We start from the raw sequence: 19,888 nt of genomic DNA on the forward strand, positions 1-19,888 counted from the left end.
ATGGTGCTATTGATTGATTCAATCAATGCTATCCGTGATTTTCTCGACACTGGTGGCCAAGTTCTCTTGGTCATTGGGGTGTTAATCTTCGCGATGTGGTTATTGATACTCGAGCGATTCATTTACTTTTTTAATGGTTTTCGTGGTTACAAAAAAGCCATCAAAAACAGTTGGCTTAAGCGCAACGAGCGTAATAGCTGGAATGCAGAACAAATTCGCCAAGCGATGATCTCACGCGCCAGTATGCGTCTTAACGCTAACTTAGCACTTATTAATGTGATGGTTGCATTGTGTCCGCTACTTGGCTTACTTGGCACAGTAACAGGAATGATTGAAGTGTTTGATGTTATGGCTATTACAGGTACAGGCAGTGCGCGCTCTATGGCGTCGGGCGTATCTAAAGCAACTATTCCAACTATGGCAGGCATGGTCGGTGCGTTATCTGGGGTATTTGCCTCAACGTACTTACAACGCCGGGCTAAACGTGAAGTAGCGCTACTTGAAGACAGCATGGTTTTAGACCATTAAGCAATTATTAATAAGTGGCTCTATCTATAGCCACTTATTTCAGGAGAATAAAAAATGAGAGCCCCATTAGGAAACCTATTTCAAGAAGATGAAGCAGAAGAAATAAACATGACCCCCATGCTAGATGTGGTATTTATCATGCTTATTTTCTTTATTGTGACCGCCTCATTCGTAAAAGAGTCGGGTATTGATGTTAACCGCCCCGAAGCCGCCACTGCGGTTAAAAAAGAACGCGCTAATATTTTGGTCGCTATTTCAGACACAGGTGAAATTTGGATTAATAAACGCCAAATAGATGTGCGTGCGGTGCAGGCAAATATTGAGCGTTTAAAAGCCGAAAATCCACAAGGGAGCGTGGTTATTCAAGCAGATAAAAAGTCGACCACGGATACTTTAATTAAAGTAATGGATGCAGCGCGCGCCGCGGGTGTGTTTGATGTGTCGATTGCGGCCCAAGAAGCCTAAGGGTTAGCCATGCGTTATTTAATAGCATTTGTAATAGCCATTTTAGTAACCTTTATGCTGTTTTTAGGCATGCAGGCACTTATTACTGGTGGTGAGGGCGCAATGAGCGAACCTGCAAAGGGGAACGTGCTTGACTTTGTACGGCTTAAAAAAGAAGAAAGCTTACAAACAAAACAGCGCAAACCACAAAAACCACCCACACCCAAAGAGCCGCCACCACCAATGGAGTCACCAAAAATGCAAAACAGCGATGCCAATGCAAAAGCTAATAATTTTGACTTTGCGGCCAATGTTGATGCCGAGGTGAATTTAGCCGGTGGTTTAGCCCTTGAATCAAGTGATGGTGAATACCTGCCCATTGTAAAAGTGGCGCCAGTGTACCCAAGGCGCGCACTGTCTCGTGGGATTGAAGGCTACGTTATTGTTGAGTTTACAGTAACCAAACAAGGCACTGTTCGCGACCCTCAGGTATTAAAGGCAGAGCCTGAATCGCTATTTGACCGAGCGGCGATGGATGCAGCCCTTAAATTTAAATATAAGCCCCGCGTAGTCAATGGTGAAGCCGTTGAAGTTGCGGGAGTGCAGAACAAAATATCTTTCCAGATAAGCGGTTAATTTTTGGATTAATTAATTCAACCTATTAATGGATAGAAAAGCGAGGCGATGATGAAATTACAACCAATAGCAGTTATTTTTAAATTAACACTTTTTTGCACCGTAACAATAAGCGCAAGTATTGTAACCCCCAGTGCACTTAGTTTATTACCAGGTGTGAGTGCTTTTACAGCGCAAGCCGCAGAGCAAAAAACCAAACGAGTACCGGCCCTGCGTGAAAAAGTATATAGCCAGTTAGCGCGAGCCCAAAAGCTTGCCGACGATGGCGATGTTAAAGCAGGCCTTGAAGCGCTTGATTCTATACAAGATCGCGCATCAAGCATGAATTCCTACGAAATTGCAATGATGCATAACTTTTATGGCTTTATTTATTACAACGAAAACGACTTACCCAAAGCAATAGCCGCGTTTGAAAAAGTAGTCGCAGAGGAAGGTATTCCAGAAACATTACGTTTAAGCACTACGTTTAGTTTGGCTCAATTGGCAATGGCTAACAGTGACTACTACAAAGTAATTACGTTTTTAGACCAATGGGATGCTATTAATACAAAAGATAAGCCAGAGAGCTACTATGTGTTAAGAGCGCAAACCTATTATCAGCTAAAAGACTACCAGCAAGGCCTTAACTATATAACGCAAGCTATTACACTAAGTGACGGCGAAGGCAAAGTACCAAAAGAGAACTGGCTAGTATTACAGCGTGCTATGTACTACTCACTTAATCAAACTGATAAAGTAGTAAAGGTACTAGAGCGCATGGTTAAGCTGTATAACAAACCAGAATACTGGGTGCAGTTAGCAGGTATGTATGGCGAAACAGGTCAAGAAAAACAACAACTAGCAATTATTGAAGCGGCATATCAGCAAGGCTTTTTAACCTCCAAGTCAGATTTACGCCAATTAGCCCAGGTGTATTTATACAATGGCTTGGCTTATAAAGCAGCCATAGTGATGAGTAAAGCAATTGAGGCAGGAATAGCAGAGCAAACCGCTAAAAACTATGCCTTTGTAGCTGAAGCCATGATCCAAGCTAAAGAAGATGCGCAATCGATTAAATACTTTGTAAAAGCGGCGCAGTTATCAAGCAGTGGTAACTACGATCAGCGCTTAGCACAAGTGTATGTAAATACAGAGCAATATGAAGAAGCTGCCGACTCTGCGCGTAAAGCACTTGATAAAGGCAACCTTGATTTTGAATCAAACGCATTTGTAGCTTTGGGCATGGCACAGTTCAATTTACAAAACTTTGATGCCTCTATTTTAGCGTTTGAACAAGCGCAAATACATAAAAAGTCGCAGCGCTTAGCCAAGCAATGGATTAAATATGTAAAGCGCGAAAAAATACATGCTGAAACCCTAAAAACAGCGCTACTTTAATGTTTTACTTTTGCGCTAGGTGCTAAATTAATAGCGCATAAAAACAGTTTATAATCGCAACGCCAAACCGCACTAATATTAATTTAGTGCGGTTTTTTTACTTCTGCAAAGTTAACCATATGAATATACTTAATTTATTATTGTCACATAGTGTTTATTAAAATGTAACGGCACTGTCATATCTCTCCCGTATTGTACTCCTATTCGATAACTCAAGTGACCTTAATGCATGAGTATCGTGCCTTAAAGTGACTTAAGTTATTACTTAATGCGCTAACAAAATAATTAAATACTTTAACGGAGTGAACAATGAAATTATCTGGCTTATTTAAGGTTAGTCTAGTGGCTACTGCAATGACTTTAGCAGGCTGTGGCGGCGATATCGAAATTACACCCACGGTGAACGATAACAGCACCAGTACTGATAACAGTGTTAATAATTCAAATAATAATAGCGGTGGCACTAACGATGATATTAGTTGTACCGAGTATCAAACTGATGCGGGCACGGTTGCTGGTATTTTTGATGGTAAGGACTGTTTATATAATGACTCGTTTGCCAGTAAAAACATTCAAATTACAGCTAACTTAACCTTTGAAGAATTACCAGATGGCGGTGTTCACTTATTCGAAGACGCATTATTAATTGGTACAGATGGCGACACGACTACTGATTTTAGCATTCCAACAAACGGCCCTACGTTAACGGTTAAGCCTGGGGCAACCCTTGCATTTAAATCGGGTGAGGCTATTGTGCGCATTGCCCGTGGTGCAAAAATTCAAGCTGTTGGCACTGCCGATAAACCGATTGTATTTACCTCAGCTAAGGCATTTCCTCGTTTTGATGCCGAAGGTAAAGGCCCACTCTATGCAGATTGGGGCGGCATAATTATTAATGGTAATGGCATTACTGACCAATGTACTGACGCAGAGCGCGACGCGGCAACGTGTAATGTGCCCTCAGAAGGGATCACCAGTTACTTTGGTGGTAATGATAATAGCGACTCTAGCGGTAATATTAAATGGACCAAAATTTGGTATGCTGGATCAGGTCCTAAAGTAGGCGGAGAAGGGGATGATTTAAACTCGTTAACCCTCAATGCGGTAGGCTCGGGTTCAGAGTTTGACTACATTCATATTCATCAAGGTTTTGATGATGGTATTGAAATATTTGGTGGCGCAACCACCATTAAGCATGTTGTTGTAACCGACACTCAAGATGATTCGTTTGACTTTGATGCAGGTTGGCAGGGCAAAGCGCAGTTTTTGTTCGTTAAACACGGCACCGTAATTACCCGCGAAGGCACCACAGTATATATGGGTAATAACGGCTTTGAGTCAGACGGCGTAAAAGGTACATCAAGTGCGCAAGTGGCACCATCAAACCCAACCATTGCTAATGTCACTATTATCACCACCGATGGCCTATCGGTTCGCGATACTGACCCTTCAAATGCGTTTAAATTTGATGACTCATTTAATGCTAATTTTTATAACGTATTAATGACCAAAGACATAGCTTTGCAATCTAGCTGTATTAGCTTTTCAAGCGATGGCGAAAAACAAGCCGATAAAATTATTTTTAATAGCTCAGTAATGACCTGCGCCTCTGAATTTGACGATGCCGATGGCACCTTCAATAGTGGCAAAGAGCCTGCAGCATTAACGGCCACTACACTTACTGCCTGGTTTGATAATAACGGCAGTAATCAACGTATAGGCGAAGGGGCCGATGTATTTGCTAGCAATGGCTTTGCTACAAATACTGCCTCAACCGATATTACTGTTACCGCTAACGACTTAAGTGGCTTAGATGCGAGCTTTTTTGAAGCCGCTCCTTACATTGGTGCAGTGTCTGATCAAGACACCACATCACCTTGGTACAAGTGGGTAGAAGCAGCACTCGCTGCATCAGCTCAAGACTAATACCTCAGTAACGCACATTAAATAGTTAGGGCGCCATTTGCAAAGTGCATTTTAGGCGCCCCTTTTTTAACTGATTAGGGATCTGTAAAGATGTTGAATCAAGCTAGATTGAATAAATTGTCATTGGCAATTAGTCTCTCGCTTTTAGCAAGCTCGCTTAATTTGAGCGCTGCACAAAGTGAGCAAAGCGAAATAGAAGAGGTTGTTGCTGTTGGCACTCGGCTACAAGGTAGCGCCGCAGCTGTAGTTGAGGAGCGTAAAAACCAAGCCTTTGTTGCCGATATTTTAGGTGCTGAACAACTTGCGCGAACCGGCGATAGCGATGCGGCTTCGGCGCTGCGCCGTGTAACGGGTTTAACCTTAGTAGATGGTAAGTTTATTTACGTACGTGGCTTAGGTGAGCGCTATTCTAGCGCGCGTTTAAACGGCGCTTATATTCCCAGCCCAGATTTAACGCGCAACGTAGTGCCGTTGGATATTTTTCCTGCCAGTATTATTCAAAGTATGGCGGTACAAAAAGCCTACTCTCCAGATATGCCAGCGGCGTTTGGCGGCGGTAATATCGATATTCGTACTAAATCAATTCCTGCAGAATTTACTGCCGGATTTGCGGTTGGTTTATCTAAAGATACATCGGCTAGCAGCGGTTTTACCTATAAAGGCAACGATGGCGATATACCCCAAGTTTTAAATAACGCCATAGTGCAATACAAAGGCAATTTTGATGTGGGGAACATTATTGCTAAAGATAACTTGGTTGATAACAGCGAGGCGTCACGCTCAGACCAAGCAATTGCCATTAACAATCAATTGTTAAAATCGCTACCACGCAATTTTGCTTTAAAAGATGAATCGCTAGACCCAAATTGGGATATTAAAGGCCATTTAGGCAATAGTTTTGATGAGTCCTTTTTAGGCGGCACTTTTGGCTTTTTACTCTCAGGTGAATACGATAAAAGCTGGGACTCGGCAAAAAGAAGAACCGCTGTTATAGCCCAAGATATTGGTGATGATTGTGCAACCACCCTTAATTCAGCGCAAGATGTAAGTACATCGTGTTTTAACACAGTTAAAGACTCAGTAACCACCACCGAAAACGAGCGTTATAACGCCACGCTAAATTTAGGTTATAGATTAAATACCCATAGTATTTCATTTATGAGCTTATATTTACGCGACAACGAGGATGAAACCGAGGTAGCCACGTCGCAAAGCCCCGCAGGCAGCTCGGTATTTACCATAGTAAATGATAACCGGGCTAATCGTACTCATGAGTTTAATTTAGAGCAGCGTACACTTACGGTAAATCAGTTATTGGGTCAGCATACCTTTTTAGATTACTGGGGTATTGGCGCCGACTGGCAATATACTCGCTCTAAAGCCAGTACTGACATTCCAACTAATGTAGAGTTTAAATTTAGAGATAACTACGATAACAGCGGTAACTATAGCAACTCGCAAATTACCGGCGATGATAACCGTGCGCTGTTCTCGTATATAAATATGCAAGACAGAGTAAATTCATACGGTGGTAATTTAACGCTTCCCTTAAGCTTTAATGCTGTTGAGGTAGAGTTAAAAACCGGCTTTGATATTGCCGACCGAGCGCGTATTTATAACACCTCTAGTTTTGCTGTAAATAACGGCACTGGCTTGGCGTTAACTGTGGCAGATAATCCGCTTGATGCGGGCAATTATTTAACCGATGAATTTATTGACGGCGAACGTATTTTACTCGACTTCAATGAACCCTCAGCCCCCGATGCCGATGATTATATAGCTGGGCAAAAAATATCAGCTGCGTATGGCTCGTTTGATGTTATTTATGATGACTTACTGCGCTTAAGTGGTGGGGTGCGTTATGAAGAATTTAAACAAACCTCTATAGGCACCTCAAGCTTAATTTTTACTGCGGATGACTTAAATATTTACTATTCCCCAGAAAAAATAGCCGCAGGCAGTATTAATGAAGATGACTTTTTTTCGGCGTTATCGCTTACTTATTTAGGCGGCGAAAATTACCAAGTACGTTTAGGGTATGGCGAAACAGTAGTGCGCCCCGACTTACGTGAAGTAGTGCCAGTGTCGTATTTTGATCCGCTAACCGATATTCGTACTTTTGGCCGCGTGGGTTTGCAAAGTAGCCCAATTAAAAATTACGATTTACGCTATGAATATTATGGCAACACCGGAGATTCATTCTCTGTAGCAGCCTTTTATAAAGACATAGATAAACCGATTGAAACTGTATTACGCATTGGCGATGAAGATTACTCAGCCTCATTTGTAAATGGTAAAACTGCGCAGGTATACGGTATAGAAACCGAATGGCTAAAAGATCTTACTTATTTAACCGAAGGGCTATTTACCAGCGGTAACATTACTTTAAGTGACTCAGAGGCAGATATCGATCCTGCACTTGCGAGTAACTTAACTAACCCGACTAAACGCATGACAGGGCATTCTAAATACGTGGTTAACCTACAGCTCAACTACGACTCTGTTGATGGCCAGCATAGTAGCTCGTTGGTGTATAACGTATTTGGCGAGCGTATATTGGCCGCCGGTATAGCCGGGCGTGATGATGCCTACGAGCAGCCTTTTCACTCACTCGATTTAATTTACACTTGGTATCCCGACTTTAACTCCAACGTTAAGTTTAAAGTTACAAACTTACTTGATGAAGAGCAGCAAGTTACGCAGTCAGATATTGTAGTACGCTCTAAAGAAGTGGGAATGACCTTTGATGTGAGTTACAGCTACGAGTTTTAAATGTTTATTTTAGCTAATAAAACCTGATGAATTATGCATTAGCCCTGTACTTTGTACGGGGTTTTTTATTTAGAGCCTAAGGGTCATATTCTGAAGGAGTCACATAACTTCTAAATTACGTAGAACACTATTTTAAATATTCTACAGGCTAAATACCGCATATAAGTTTCAATCTGTAGGTCTTTCTTTATACCAACGTTTATCGTATTGATAAGGTTCGAAGCTTTCTAGCTCTCGTTCCAAGCGAAACGAAGTCGACAGCTAGCTATATTTACCGTACATTCTCTAATTAATAGGAAAGGTACAAAATTGAACTGAAACACCTGCTTTAGGTTAACTTAAGCTTAGAGTAAATTATCTTTAAGTTATTCATCAAATGGATATTGTTTTTAATATCAGGGTATTCAATTCTTAGTCGAATGTTCGTATATTAACGCATGGCACAAAAGGATTTTTATGACACAAATAGAGAAAGTTGTTACATGGGTAAATAGCGCTAATAAGCCCCTATGGTGGAGACAGGTAGTCCGTATGGTCATGGGGCAGGGAGGTCTTCAACAGCAAGATTTACAGCTTATTTACCAAGTTGCCAAAATGGAGTTTGGCCTACTTCCACGAACACCTGAATTTCCTAATTACGTTAAACATGTTTCGGTTGCAGGATTTGAAGCTGAAGCTGCACCAGTGACGTTAGCAAGCTTAGGCAATGTAAAAAATGTCTCATCGTTAATTGAAGATGTGACACTAAACTTTCCAATTGAGGGCTTAACAGCTGTATATGGGGATAATGGTGCTGGTAAATCAAGTTATGCAAAGATACTCAAAAGTGCATGTTTAACTCGAGGTGATATTCCTGTTATTTCTACAAATGCTTTCAATCCTTCAGATGTTCCATCACAAGCTACTTTAGGTGTGTCAGTTGACGGTGCCGCAGTAGTTGAAAATATCTGGTCTATAGAGGGGGAACCAAGTCCTGAGTTAAAGTCTATAAGGATTTTTGATTCTAATTCAGCAACAAACTACATTTCAAAAACAGATAGTGTTGAGTACAAACCAGCAGAAGTAAAATTATTGGATGAGCTGTGTCGTGCTTGTCGATTTGTGAAAGATGAATTGGCACGTGAATTGATTCCATTTAGTAGACCATACGTAATACCTGATTTAAATCCATTATCTAATGTGAGTGCTTTCTGTAATTCGTTAATTACAGCCACCCAAACTACATTAGATGCTCAATGTGGTTGTGTAAATGAGTTGATAGAAATATCTCAATTAAAGAAAGATCTGGAAGAGCTAAACGGGAAAACACCTGCTCAATTAAAAGCTTTTTATGCAACCAAATTAAAACATCGTGAACCGCTACTTAATTTTCTTAACAACCTATATGAAAAACTAAATGATGTTAATGTAACCAAAATTGGTGTTTTATATGATGATAAATTAACTAAATTAAAAGTTGCTGAGAATGTAAGGCAGAATACTTTAAATGGTTTACCAATTAAAGGTATCGGGAATGATGCCTGGAAAGAAATGTGGAACCATGCGCAGAACTTCATAATGGGTAATGGTGATGATAAAACTTTCCCACCAGTTAAAAATGAACACTGTCCTACTTGCTTACAACCGGTAGGAAGTCAAGCTGCTGAAAGGATGGCTAGGTTCAATGATTATATTACTAATCACTCTCAGGTAGATGCTGATAAGGCAACTGCGGCTCTAATCTTACAGGTGAATCTCATAACTCAATTGGGTTTTGACCTTAAACCGTATGAAGGTATTTTTGAGGAAATACGGCAATCTGCACCTGATGCCATGGAGCAATTCAACATCTGTATACAGCAGTTGTTTGATAGGAAGAACAACCTAACTTCTGCTAACCCAACATTTACTCATCCAGCACTCGATATGAGATTTTTACAACGACTATCTAAGCAAGTCGAAACGTTAAAAGTAAGAAGGGATGGTGTTGCTGATGACGGTACGTTAGCTCAGATGATTAAGCTTAGTCAGGTCCGATTGATGGAGCTTGAAGATCGACAGAGGTTATCTGCGCATAAAGATAACATCCTTATTGAAATAAACCGTATTAAGATATTTGGCTGTTTTAACTCAGCTCTAGCTACAACCAACCTTTCACTTATTACGCGGTTTATATCCGAGTTGGCTAAAACTGGTAGTTTGGGGGTAATTAATGCTTCATTTGCCAAAGAGTTAGCAGCGTTGAACTTTAAAAGCTTTGATGTAGAAACTAAAACTCAAGGTTCTGCTGGTCAACAGAAATTGACTCTACAGATTTCAAGGAATGCGTCAAAGATAGGACATATCGCCAGTGAGGGCGAGCAAAAGTGTATAGCTCTAGCAGGTTTTATGGCTGAGTTAACGATTGATAATCGAAAGTCTGCCATTATTTTTGATGATCCAGTCAATTCCTTAGATCATAAGTGGAGGCGCAAGTTTGCTAAACGTATTGCAGATGAAGCACTACATAGGCAGGTGATCGTACTTACGCACGACTTGCCATTCTTGATGATGTTAAGTGAGGAATCCTCAAACCCGATTAATATCCAGTCTATCACTCGTAGAGGGAAGCTCTCTGGGTTCCCGCAAGGAAGTCCACCTTGGGATGCTTTAAAAACTGTAGATAGGATAGGCCAGTTGAAACAGTTAGAAGTAGAGCTTCGTCGGTACACTAAACGTGATGACTTTATTGAAGATATGTATAGTCGAGATGCTAAACATATTTATGGCAAAATGCGTGAAACATGGGAGAGGTTAGTTGAAGAATGGCTAATTAGAAATGTTGTGCAGCGGTTTAGTCGTGTTGTTCAAACGCAAAATATACGATATATAGTTGATAGTACACCAGAGGATGTAGCTACTATTAGTGCTGGTATGGGGAAATGTAGTACTTACTTTGAAGGTCACGATACCGCTACTGGTTTGGGTGTTACGGAAATGCCAGATATTGATGAATTGTTGGCTGACATAACAGCACTTGATGTGTATTTTAAGGCATTAAAAAAACGCAGGTCATGAAGCCAAAAGGAATCAGATTTCGACTTCATACATCGCAATCATTAACTGGATGCTTATTGCTCTTAACTGTATGTTTGGTTAGATTGGAATCTCACTTCTACACTATCAAAATTGGTATGAACCACGACACCTAAAGTAGGCAATAGTTCTTTGCCCTGTATTTAATACAGGGCTTTTTGGGTTTTATATTTTGCCAACTTTATTGGCACTTTATAGTTGCATAGAGCTGATAACATTGGTTTTTCATACTAGTGCTTTTCATCCCCATGATTGGTTATACCAATCGAAGTATCCATAGGCGCTTTCATCCTCTCCCCAAGTAACAGTGCTTCCAGAGGTTTCTAGGTTGTGACCACACTCTTCACAAAATTGATTTCCATTTGTCGGTCCCACAATAAATGGCTTTAAGTTTCTATTTATCCATACTTGTGGGCTGTAATAAGTTGTTGCGGTATTGACTAATACGCCTTGTTGCTCTTCCATATTTATTTTTGAGCATGGTAAATATAAGTTTCAACAAGGTTAAGCTTTTATTAAAGTTTAAAATAAGCACAGTATGTTTTTGCATTTTTTACACTATGAAAAAAATTTGAGTTCTACTTTATTCACTAGTTTTAGGGTGCTGGTGGTGTTATTTTGACGTTAATGAAAATTAAATCTCACGCAATGAATTTAATTTTTAATGTATTAAGGCATCTTTTATGAATCAAATAATGGAACTCACAATGAAAAAAGTAGGATTAGTCGGTTGGCGTGGCATGGTTGGCTCTGTGTTATTAGAGCGTATGAAGCAACAAAGTGATTTTGCACTTATCGACACCACCTTTTTCACCACCTCACAAGCGGGCCAATTAGGCCCAGATATTGCGGGCGAAGCAAAGCCGTTACTCGATGCCAGCAATATTACCGAACTGGCTAAAATGGACATTATTGTTACCTGCCAAGGTGGCGATTACACCAATGCGGTTTATCCACAATTGCGCGAGTCGGGTTGGGATGGTTATTGGATAGATGCAGCGTCGGCACTGCGTATGGCTAACGACAGCATTATAGTGCTTGATCCGGTCAATAAAGACGTTATTGAGCAAGGTTTATCACAAGGTGTTAAAACCTTTGTAGGCGGTAACTGTACGGTTTCTCTTATGCTGCTTGCACTGGGCGGTTTATTTGAGCAAGACTTAATAGAATGGGTAAGCCCCATGACCTACCAAGCCGCGTCGGGCGCGGGTGCGCGCAACATGAAAGAGTTAATTGCACAAATGGGCGCAATTCATCAAAGTGTTGCCGAGCAACTTGCAAATCCAAGTGCTGCTATTTTAGAAATAGATAAAATAGTCAGTGAAAAAATGGCCTCGAACCAATTGCCACAGGATCAGTTTGGTGTGCCACTCGCGGGAAGTTTAATTCCGTGGATTGATGTGCCTATGCCAAGTGGTCAAAGTAAAGAAGAGTGGAAAGCGCAAGTTGAAGCGAATAAAATTTTAGGCTCGGCTAAACAACCTATTCCAATAGATGGTTTATGTGTACGTATTGGTGCTATGCGTTGTCATTCACAAGCAATGACCATTAAATTACGCGAAGATATTAGCGTTGCCAAAATAGAGCAAATTTTAGAATCGCATAACGAGTGGGTAAAGGTTATTCCTAATGAGCGCGATATTAGTACTACCGACTTAACTCCAGTTAAGGTCACCGGTACACTTAATATTCCAATTGGGCGTATTCGTAAATTAGCCATGGGGCCTAAATATATTAGCGCCTTTACCGTTGGCGATCAGCTGTTATGGGGTGCTGCAGAGCCGCTACGTCGTATGCTTCGCATAATTGTTGACAGCGAATAGTAGCAATTTAATGTAACCGTATAAACGCTCACATTGTTTTATAAAAAAAGGGTTAGCCATTGGCTAACCCTTTTTTATTTTAAATGCTAAATTAATTATTCTTCAACTTAGGACTATTAAGCTGGTGGCTGTGAATAATTAATAGCCTTTTTATTAATACTCTTTTTCTTTGAGTAATGATTTTAGATCAGCAATTTGTGCTTGCAAGGCGTTTACTTGCCCTTGTGTCGCGGGCAGTGAGTCGTTATCGGCCAGCTCATCGCGGGCATTTTTGTGCTCTTGCGACATCACTTCTAAAATAGCGCCAACCATCATATTTAAAAATACAAACGCAGTTAAAAATATAAAGGTTAAGTAGTAAATCCAGCTAAGTTTATAAACCAGCATGGTTTCGTACATTACGTCGGTCCAATCTTCAAACGTGGCAATTCTGAACAAGGTCAACATAGATATTGATACATCACCCCACAATACAGGGTTTATATGTGCAAACATCATACTGCCTACAGCGGCGTAAATGTAAAAAATAACAAACATCAGCAGGGCTATGTAACCCATTTGCGGAATAGCTTTAAGTAAAGCGTTAACTAATAAGCGCAGCTCGGGGACCATAGACACCAGCCGCAATACACGAAATATTCGCAATAAGCGTGCAATTAGCATACTTGAGCCTGCCGCAGGGTATAAGCTACCTAGTACGATAAGGGTGTCGAAAATATTCCAACCTTTGGAAAAAAAATCTTTGATACCTTTACTGGCAATAAAGCGAATTACGAGTTCAATTAAAAAGAACGTCGTAATGCCTATATCCATCCAATTAAGGACAATTTCTACCGTTGGCGGAAGAGAATAGGTGTGAGCACCTACGGTAAGAGCAGAAACAACAATTACAGCAATAACAAATGATTGAAATAGTTTGCTTTTATCTATACGCTGAAACTGCTTTTGCAACTGCGGCAACATCATAATAAGTCCTGTACAAAGTAAGGTTTTTTGAGGCGCTTAATATACAGTTTTTACCTTCTAAAGTGTAAGGAATTTTAATGATTATCAATAAACTAAACGCGAGTTTACTGTTTGTAGCCGGTTTGAGTTTGCTCGCTGGCTGCAGCTCTGATGCACGCTTTCATGAAATACAATCTGCACGTCTTGATGAGTGTAACTACAAAGCAGACAAAGAATATTACGAATGCCTTAAATTACAAGAGGCTAATTTTGAAGAGTTTAAAAAACAACGAGCCGAAAACACTCAGTAACGCTTATTCAATCACTCTTATTGAATAACGGCTATTAAGCGTTATTACTATTTAATTTCAAATACTAATAAATTAAGAGGTTATGGCTAAAAAATTATGACAAAAACTCAAAAACAGCGTGATAAGCAAATACGCCAAGTACTGACTATTGCCTGTGAAAATATAAAACAAACCGATTTTGGCTTTGCTTATTTAACACATACCGTTGATTTAAATAACGAAGCTAACACCTTAAAAGTTCAATGCTATTTTAACGATGACCTAGCGTATCAAAAAAGCGAGTTACATTTTGACGCGCTTAAAAATGAGATCACACAACAGCTTGCAACAATTGGTTTGGCTATTAAAGCAGCGAACATTTCGTTTTTAGTCGATTAACCTTTGTTAGGTTGGTTTGTGTATGCTTGAAGGCTATAATTGGCCAAATTATTTTTTAGAGTATAAATTATGGCTGTCCCTACTCGTTCGCAAATCTCCCCTGGTACAAAAGTAAATATCGTATTAAAAGAAGATCAACGCAGTGGCACATTAACGCAAGGTGTGGTTGAGCGTTTATTAACAAAGTCACCAAACCATCCTCATGGTATTAAAGTACGTTTAGACGATGGCCAAGTAGGCCGAGTGAAAGAGATCTTATAATGAGCACTTTAACAGAACAGGCTTTTTGGAATTTAGTAACCGCCCCCGATTTAGGGCTCGATCCGCAAAATGTGAGTGATAACTTAAAGCTTAAACTGCACGATTTAACCGATCAGCAGTTAATTGAGTTTGATAAATTCTTTGGTATTTGTATGCGTAAATGCTACACCTGGGATTTATTTGGCGCAGCATTTGTAATGGCCGGTTGTAACGACGAATATGGTTTTAGTGAGTTTAGATGCTGGTTAATATCGCGCGGCGCAGACGTGTTCGAAAACGCTTTACTAAACCCCGATTCAATTGCCGCCTGTACGCCTGTGTATCATGTTAACGAGCAGCCTTATCCGTACATTGATGAATACGACTTAATTGCTGGTTTACTTTACGAGGAGCGTAACGATGACGAACTGCCATTTATTCCCTCAGGAAGTGACGAGCCAAGAGGCAAACGCTTTAAAGACAAAGCTAAGTTTTTAAAGCAAAGCTATCCGCTGTTATTTGCTAAGTACTGGCAGTAATATTTTCACACCCTAATCGTTTTATTTTTTACTGCGTATAAAAACGCTTAGGGTGTGTAGCGCCTTTTTAAAGCAACACGACTTCTCTCCTTTTAAAGTAAATCTCTGTTATAGTTATAAAAGTTATAAAAATTAAGCAACCAAGCATTTCGCTATTATTTAACCCACTAATTCGAGGATACAACCACTTAATGAAATACTTAACACTTGCTTTATTAGCTATTGCTTTTACCAGCGCTCATGCAGTTGCAACCCCAAGTAATAAAAGCCGTTTTATTCCGCTTTTAAAAACAAAACTGGGTGCCTATGAGGTGGTGTCGGCTAATTCAGCGTTATGCGTTAATAGCCAATTGAGTTTAGTAAATCCAGATAATGAAGATGCCGGTTTTACTTTAGGTGAGCAAATTATTTTTGACTCTTTACATAACGGAACACAAACGGTTAAAAAGCCCGATTTTTGTTTTGTTACTAGCTCATTAAAATACAAAAGCGATGGCATTGAAAACGGCTTAAGAATGAGCCGCTGCGAAAACCCAGCTAACGAAAAAACAATTAGCCAAAGCATTTATTTTTTAGCTAACGACACACTTAAATATACTTTAAGTCAGCCAAGCGTTGCATGCACATTTAAAAAAGTACCCGACAGTCAATAACGCATAAGTAAGCTGTACTTACTCACAATATATTTTGGGTATATCACGCCAGCGCGTGGTGTACTGCGGGGATAAAAAATTCCTGTTCATATGCCAACCTTCATTTAATTTACTGCTTGCTAAACTAAGCATTCCTTTACCGTAGCGTTTATTTATAGCATCAAGACAATTCATTAATACTGGATTGTCGGTGCGTTTATTAAATAAATCGTCTTGTTGAAACTGCTGCGCAATAAGCTCTAAAGCACCCACACCACATTTATAAAAGCGAATACCCGGCTGATATATTTGCTCAAACACTTGCGATACCGCGTTAGCCATTACGCAGGTGTCGTTAGTGGGGCTGGCAAATGTATACATATACGACTTTTTATAAAAAACGTTTTCGTGAGACGAGCTCGCCGCAAAAATATAAAGTTGTTTGGTAAGCGATTTTTGCTTTCTTAATTTACTAGCAACCACAGTAACGTGATTAATTAACGCGGTTTTAAGTGCCGTTGGCTCGTATATACGCTCACCAAAGCTTCGGGTCGAAAATATCTCGCGCTTATCTTGGCGTACGTCGTCCCAATTTAAGCAAGGTATGCCATTAAGCTCATTTACAGTGCGCTCTACCACCACACTAAATGCACGGCGCATACTGTTAGGGTTTTGCTGCGCTAATTGCCATGCAGTGTGTATGTTCATTACTTTTAATTTTTTGGCTAAACGCTTACCAATACCCCATATATCTTGGCAACTCATTCTTTGTAAAATAGCTTTACGGCTTGCTTCGCAGTTAATAACAGCAACGCCATTAAATCCGGATAATTTTTTAGCGGCATGGTTTGCCGCTTTTGCTAAAGTAGCCGTAGAGCCAAAGCCAACACCAACGGGGAGCTTAGTTTCGCGCCATACGGTGCGCCTAATAGTGTGCCCGTATGCAAACCAGTCATTAATAACAGGGGTGTAACCGTTAAAGTGTAAAAATGATTCGTCGATACTGTATACGTGTTGAACGTCGCAAAAACGGCCAATAACGTTCATCATTTTGTCGCTTAAATCTGCGTATAGCTCGTAATTACTAGAGCGAATTACTACATTATTTTGCGCAAGTAACTGCTTAACTTTAAAGTAAGGCGCAAATTTAGGAATATTTAAACGCCGAGCAATGGGGCAAACCGCGCATATGCAACCGTCGTTATTGGTAAGCACCACCACAGGTTTTGAGCGAATCGCTGGATCGAATACTTTTTCAGCACTGGCATAAAAGGCCACCGCGTCTACTAGGGCATACATAACAGTAACTCAGGGCTTTGGCGGTGCAGGCGAATTGAGCGTGTCACTACGCCCTCAAGCTGAAACTCATCGCAGGAGGTTAGTTGTACTGGTTTATACAAAGGGGATGCCGAGAGCAGCCGGGCATTGGTTTTATCAAGTAGCTTACACACAAATAAGCCATTTAAATTGGCAACAATAACGTCGCCATTTTTAGCCTGTTCAGCGCGGTCTACTATTAGCAAGTCACCTTCAAAAATACCCACGTCTTGCATTGAGCTGCCAGAGGCAACGCCAATAAAAGTGGCGTCGGGGTGCTTTATTAATAGCTCATCAAGCGACACACCAAGCTCGCTATATGGTGCAGCAGGCGATTCAAACCCGCACACACCCGCTTCTATATAAATGGGAATAACAAACATAAAGATCAACCAAAACGCATATACTGTACAAGTGTACAGTATATGCGTTTTGTTTTACTTTTGCCAAGTAATGAATGAAAGATCACTGCATGTTTTTGATCATTGTTCGTGCGGTATTTAAAAAGTCGTTGATTTGCGTCGAGTTTAAATTTTTACACATTTGCTCGTTAACCTGGCGCTCGGCACTTAGTAATTTGTTAAAAAGCGCAGTGCCAGAGGCAGTAAAAGAGACAATAAAACAGCGTTTATCGTGCTCACTGGCACATTTGTTGATTAAATTTAATGCTAAAAGCTCTTTAATTAAACGGGCAATTTGTGCTTTGTCGCGTTGAGTTTGGGTAACAATATCGTTAGCAGTACACTGCGGCGTTGCTGCAATAATATGCAAGCAACGCACATGCATAGCGTTTAAACCAAGGTCGTTCGCATTAATCGCCTCACGCGTTGTTACGCGGTAGCTTTGCATTAGCATAAAAAGTGTATTAGGTAGAGATGATTTCATAGTAATTACCAAATGGTTGACAATATCAATTAAATTGCTATAGTTGATTTTATCAACCAATGGGGCGTTGTGCAAATGTTGCTGCATGCAATTTAAACTTTTTGTAAAACGAGGTAATACATGAGTAGACAAATACGCAAAGCACAGTTGCTAAGTACGAAGCAAATTACACCGCACTTACAACGCATTGTGGTGGGTTCTGATGAATTTAAAGATCTTACGCCAAGTTACATAGGCCACTATGTAAAAGTGTTACTGCCCCATAATGGTGAACTTGATTTAAACATAAAAACGGCGCTTATGCGCTCCTATACTATTAACCATGTTAATGAGCAAACGGGGGCGCTCACGCTCGACTTTGTAATTAATATGCATCAAGGTCCTGCTACAAACTGGGCGCAAACAGCAAAAGTAGGAGACACCCTAGCCATAGCTGGCCCGGGCCCTAAAAAACTCGATAATTATAGCCATTCGCACTACGTACTCCTTGGCGACTTAACTTCAGTTAATGCAGTGAAAGGCTATGCTCAGCAGTTACCGCATAGCGCGAAAATTGATATGTTTATTCATGCTCCTAGCGCTCAAGACATTATTAGTTTAGATACGCCGCGCCCTGTAAATTGGCTAGTTACCAATAGCCCAGATGAAAGCATGCTAACTGCATTAAACAATTTAAAAATAGGCGTACAACCCCCAATTGTTTTTATGGCGCTAGAGGCAGGTTTAGTGCGCAAAGTAAAAACTAAACTTAATGAGCTATACGCCATACCACGTACGCATATTGTGGCATCGGGTTATTGGAAAAAGGGACTAAATTCAGAGAGCTATAAACAGCAACGTCAGCAAGCGGCACAACCCGTTTAAATATGCTCAGGTTATTTAGTGTTTAGCACCTTTAGTATCTTGAATTACAGGTAACGCACACCCATCTCTAGTTTTTATGCTTGTGGTTATAGCACACCATAAGCATGCCATTTATAGGAGCTGCTATTTTGTTATCTAATATTCCCTTTTCGTTATTAGAGCTTGCCCCGATGCCCAAAGGGGCAACGGTATCCGAAACACTACATAAAAGTACTAAGTACGCTCAAAGAGCCGACGAACTAGGTTTTAATCGCTTTTGGTTAGCAGAGCACCATAATATGCCAGGCATTATATGTGCAGCTACCTCTATTTTAGTGGGCCATATTGCCAGTAAAACAGATCGAATACGTGTAGGTTCGGGGGGGATTATGCTGCCGAATCACTCGCCATTAGTTGTAGCCGAACAATTTGGTACATTAGAGAGCTTATACCCAGGGCGTATTGATTTAGGGCTTGGCCGTGCACCAGGAAGCGATCCTATTACGAGTAGAGCTTTAAATTCAGACATGAGCCGAGCAGAGCGCTTCCCTCAAGAAGTAACCGAACTGCAAACCTTATTAGGGCCTTATAATGGCACTCACCCAATACGGGCTATACCCGGTGAGGATACCAATATACCTATTTGGTTATTAGGCTCAAGCTTATTTAGCGCGCAACTTGCAGCGCAAAAAGGGTTACCGTATGTATTTGCAGGGCACTTTGCTCCGCGCTTTTTGTACGATGCCATAGAGTTGTATAAGCGTGAATTTAAACCTTCAAAGGTACTTGATAAGCCATACATAATGCTGGCGTTACCGCTGATAGCAGCCGATACCGACGAAGAAGCACAATACCTATCGACCACTTCGCAACAGCGGGTACTTGCGCTAATGCGTGGCAGTGAATTATGGCTGCAACCACCTGTTGACTCTATGGGCGGCCTATGGAGCGAGCAAGAGCGTGCACAAGTGGAAAACTTTTTAAGTTTAAGTGTAATAGGCGGGCATGTAAGTATAAGACACAAGTTAGAAATGATAGTAAAAGAGCTGGGCGTTGATGAATTTATATTTACCAACGATTTATACGACAGCGAAAAACGCCATAGAGCTATCGAAATTTTAATGGAATTAAAACGTTAAGTTTCATTTAGTTAAGCAGGCGTACACCTTACGCCTGCTATATTATACGCGAAATCTAAACTAGTTTTGCTTATAGGCAACATCAATCTGTATTTTGGG

The 19,888-nt window shown here is 40.5% G+C and carries 20 protein-coding genes; 15 read left to right on the forward strand and 5 right to left on the reverse strand.

The window, feature by feature from the left end; genetic code table 11:
• The 7 genes from H5079_RS13985 (at position 1) to H5079_RS14015 (ending at position 10,719) form a co-directional block, all read left to right on the forward strand.
• Complete coding sequence (locus H5079_RS13985; protein ID WP_011330146.1) at positions 1-528, forward strand: MotA/TolQ/ExbB proton channel family protein; 528 nt, start codon at positions 1-3, stop codon at positions 526-528.
• A gap of 54 nt (positions 529-582) precedes the next feature.
• Positions 583-993, forward strand: a complete 411-nt coding sequence (locus H5079_RS13990) for a biopolymer transporter ExbD (protein ID WP_011330147.1) — start codon at positions 583-585, stop codon at positions 991-993.
• Between the two features lie 9 nt (positions 994-1,002).
• Positions 1,003-1,608, forward strand: a complete 606-nt coding sequence (locus tag H5079_RS13995) for an energy transducer TonB (RefSeq protein WP_011330148.1) — start codon at positions 1,003-1,005, stop codon at positions 1,606-1,608.
• A 51-nt stretch (positions 1,609-1,659) separates the two neighbouring features.
• On the forward strand, positions 1,660-2,985 hold the full coding sequence (locus H5079_RS14000) for a lipopolysaccharide assembly protein LapB (protein WP_182684334.1): 1,326 nt from the start codon (positions 1,660-1,662) through the stop codon (positions 2,983-2,985).
• Between the two features lie 309 nt (positions 2,986-3,294).
• On the forward strand, positions 3,295-4,911 hold the full coding sequence (locus H5079_RS14005; RefSeq protein ID WP_182684320.1) for a hypothetical protein: 1,617 nt from the start codon (positions 3,295-3,297) through the stop codon (positions 4,909-4,911).
• A 90-nt stretch (positions 4,912-5,001) separates the two neighbouring features.
• On the forward strand, positions 5,002-7,683 hold the full coding sequence (locus H5079_RS14010) for a TonB-dependent receptor plug domain-containing protein (protein ID WP_182684321.1): 2,682 nt from the start codon (positions 5,002-5,004) through the stop codon (positions 7,681-7,683).
• 456 nt (positions 7,684-8,139) lie between these two features.
• Positions 8,140-10,719 (forward strand): AAA family ATPase, encoded by a 2,580-nt coding sequence (locus tag H5079_RS14015; protein WP_182684322.1) that lies wholly within the window; start codon positions 8,140-8,142, stop codon positions 10,717-10,719.
• Between the two features lie 258 nt (positions 10,720-10,977).
• Here the strand turns inward: H5079_RS14015 and H5079_RS14020 are convergent, their stop codons facing one another.
• Positions 10,978-11,202 carry a hypothetical protein gene (locus tag H5079_RS14020; protein ID WP_257025499.1) on the reverse strand — a complete coding sequence of 75 codons (225 nt, stop codon included), beginning with the start codon at positions 11,200-11,202 and terminating at the stop codon, positions 10,978-10,980.
• Between the two features lie 218 nt (positions 11,203-11,420).
• Here H5079_RS14020 and asd point away from each other — a divergent pair, with 218 nt between their 5' ends.
• A complete protein-coding gene (gene asd / locus H5079_RS14025) occupies positions 11,421-12,560 on the forward strand; it encodes an aspartate-semialdehyde dehydrogenase (protein ID WP_041454945.1) in 1,140 nt (379 codons plus the stop codon).
• Between the two features lie 153 nt (positions 12,561-12,713).
• Here asd and H5079_RS14030 read toward each other — a convergent pair whose 3' ends face one another.
• Positions 12,714-13,523, reverse strand: coding sequence for an ion transporter (locus tag H5079_RS14030; protein WP_182684335.1), 810 nt, complete (start codon positions 13,521-13,523; stop codon positions 12,714-12,716).
• A gap of 80 nt (positions 13,524-13,603) precedes the next feature.
• On the opposite strand from H5079_RS14030, the gene H5079_RS14035 reads away from it, so the two are divergent.
• The 5 genes from H5079_RS14035 (at position 13,604) to H5079_RS14055 (ending at position 15,626) form a co-directional block, all read left to right on the forward strand.
• Complete coding sequence (locus H5079_RS14035; protein ID WP_011330154.1) at positions 13,604-13,816, forward strand: hypothetical protein; 213 nt, start codon at positions 13,604-13,606, stop codon at positions 13,814-13,816.
• 96 nt (positions 13,817-13,912) lie between these two features.
• Entirely contained in the window at positions 13,913-14,194 is a 282-nt protein-coding gene (locus tag H5079_RS14040; RefSeq protein ID WP_011330155.1) for a hypothetical protein, read from the forward strand.
• A 69-nt stretch (positions 14,195-14,263) separates the two neighbouring features.
• Complete coding sequence (locus H5079_RS14045; protein WP_011330156.1) at positions 14,264-14,455, forward strand: YwbE family protein; 192 nt, start codon at positions 14,264-14,266, stop codon at positions 14,453-14,455.
• Positions 14,455-14,973: a DUF4240 domain-containing protein gene (locus H5079_RS14050; protein ID WP_182684323.1), complete on the forward strand. Its 519-nt coding sequence runs from the start codon at positions 14,455-14,457 to the stop codon at positions 14,971-14,973. Before H5079_RS14045 ends, H5079_RS14050 begins: the two co-directional genes overlap by 1 nt.
• A 191-nt stretch (positions 14,974-15,164) precedes the next feature.
• Positions 15,165-15,626, forward strand: a complete 462-nt coding sequence (locus H5079_RS14055) for a hypothetical protein (RefSeq protein WP_182684324.1) — start codon at positions 15,165-15,167, stop codon at positions 15,624-15,626.
• An 18-nt stretch (positions 15,627-15,644) separates the two neighbouring features.
• On the opposite strand, the gene H5079_RS14060 is transcribed toward H5079_RS14055, so the two are convergent.
• The 3 genes from H5079_RS14060 to H5079_RS14070 form a co-directional block, all read right to left on the reverse strand.
• Entirely contained in the window at positions 15,645-16,904 is a 1,260-nt protein-coding gene (locus tag H5079_RS14060) for a Y-family DNA polymerase (protein WP_182684325.1), read from the reverse strand.
• On the reverse strand, positions 16,892-17,305 hold the full coding sequence (umuD, locus tag H5079_RS14065; RefSeq protein WP_011330160.1) for a translesion error-prone DNA polymerase V autoproteolytic subunit: 414 nt from the start codon (positions 17,303-17,305) through the stop codon (positions 16,892-16,894). Before umuD ends, H5079_RS14060 begins: the two co-directional genes overlap by 13 nt.
• Before the next feature lie 82 nt (positions 17,306-17,387).
• Positions 17,388-17,807, reverse strand: coding sequence for a MarR family winged helix-turn-helix transcriptional regulator (locus tag H5079_RS14070; RefSeq protein ID WP_182684326.1), 420 nt, complete (start codon positions 17,805-17,807; stop codon positions 17,388-17,390).
• A 120-nt stretch (positions 17,808-17,927) separates the two neighbouring features.
• Here H5079_RS14070 and H5079_RS14075 point away from each other — a divergent pair, with 120 nt between their 5' ends.
• Both H5079_RS14075 and H5079_RS14080 read left to right on the forward strand, forming a co-directional pair.
• Complete coding sequence (locus H5079_RS14075; protein ID WP_182684327.1) at positions 17,928-18,671, forward strand: siderophore-interacting protein; 744 nt, start codon at positions 17,928-17,930, stop codon at positions 18,669-18,671.
• Positions 18,672-18,799: 128 nt separating this feature from the next.
• A complete protein-coding gene (locus tag H5079_RS14080; protein ID WP_182684336.1) occupies positions 18,800-19,789 on the forward strand; it encodes an LLM class flavin-dependent oxidoreductase in 990 nt (329 codons plus the stop codon).
• Positions 19,790-19,888 lie beyond the last annotated feature (99 nt).

The organism is Pseudoalteromonas sp. SG44-5 (genome assembly GCF_014164175.1).
Lineage (GTDB): Bacteria > Pseudomonadota > Gammaproteobacteria > Enterobacterales > Alteromonadaceae > Pseudoalteromonas > Pseudoalteromonas nigrifaciens.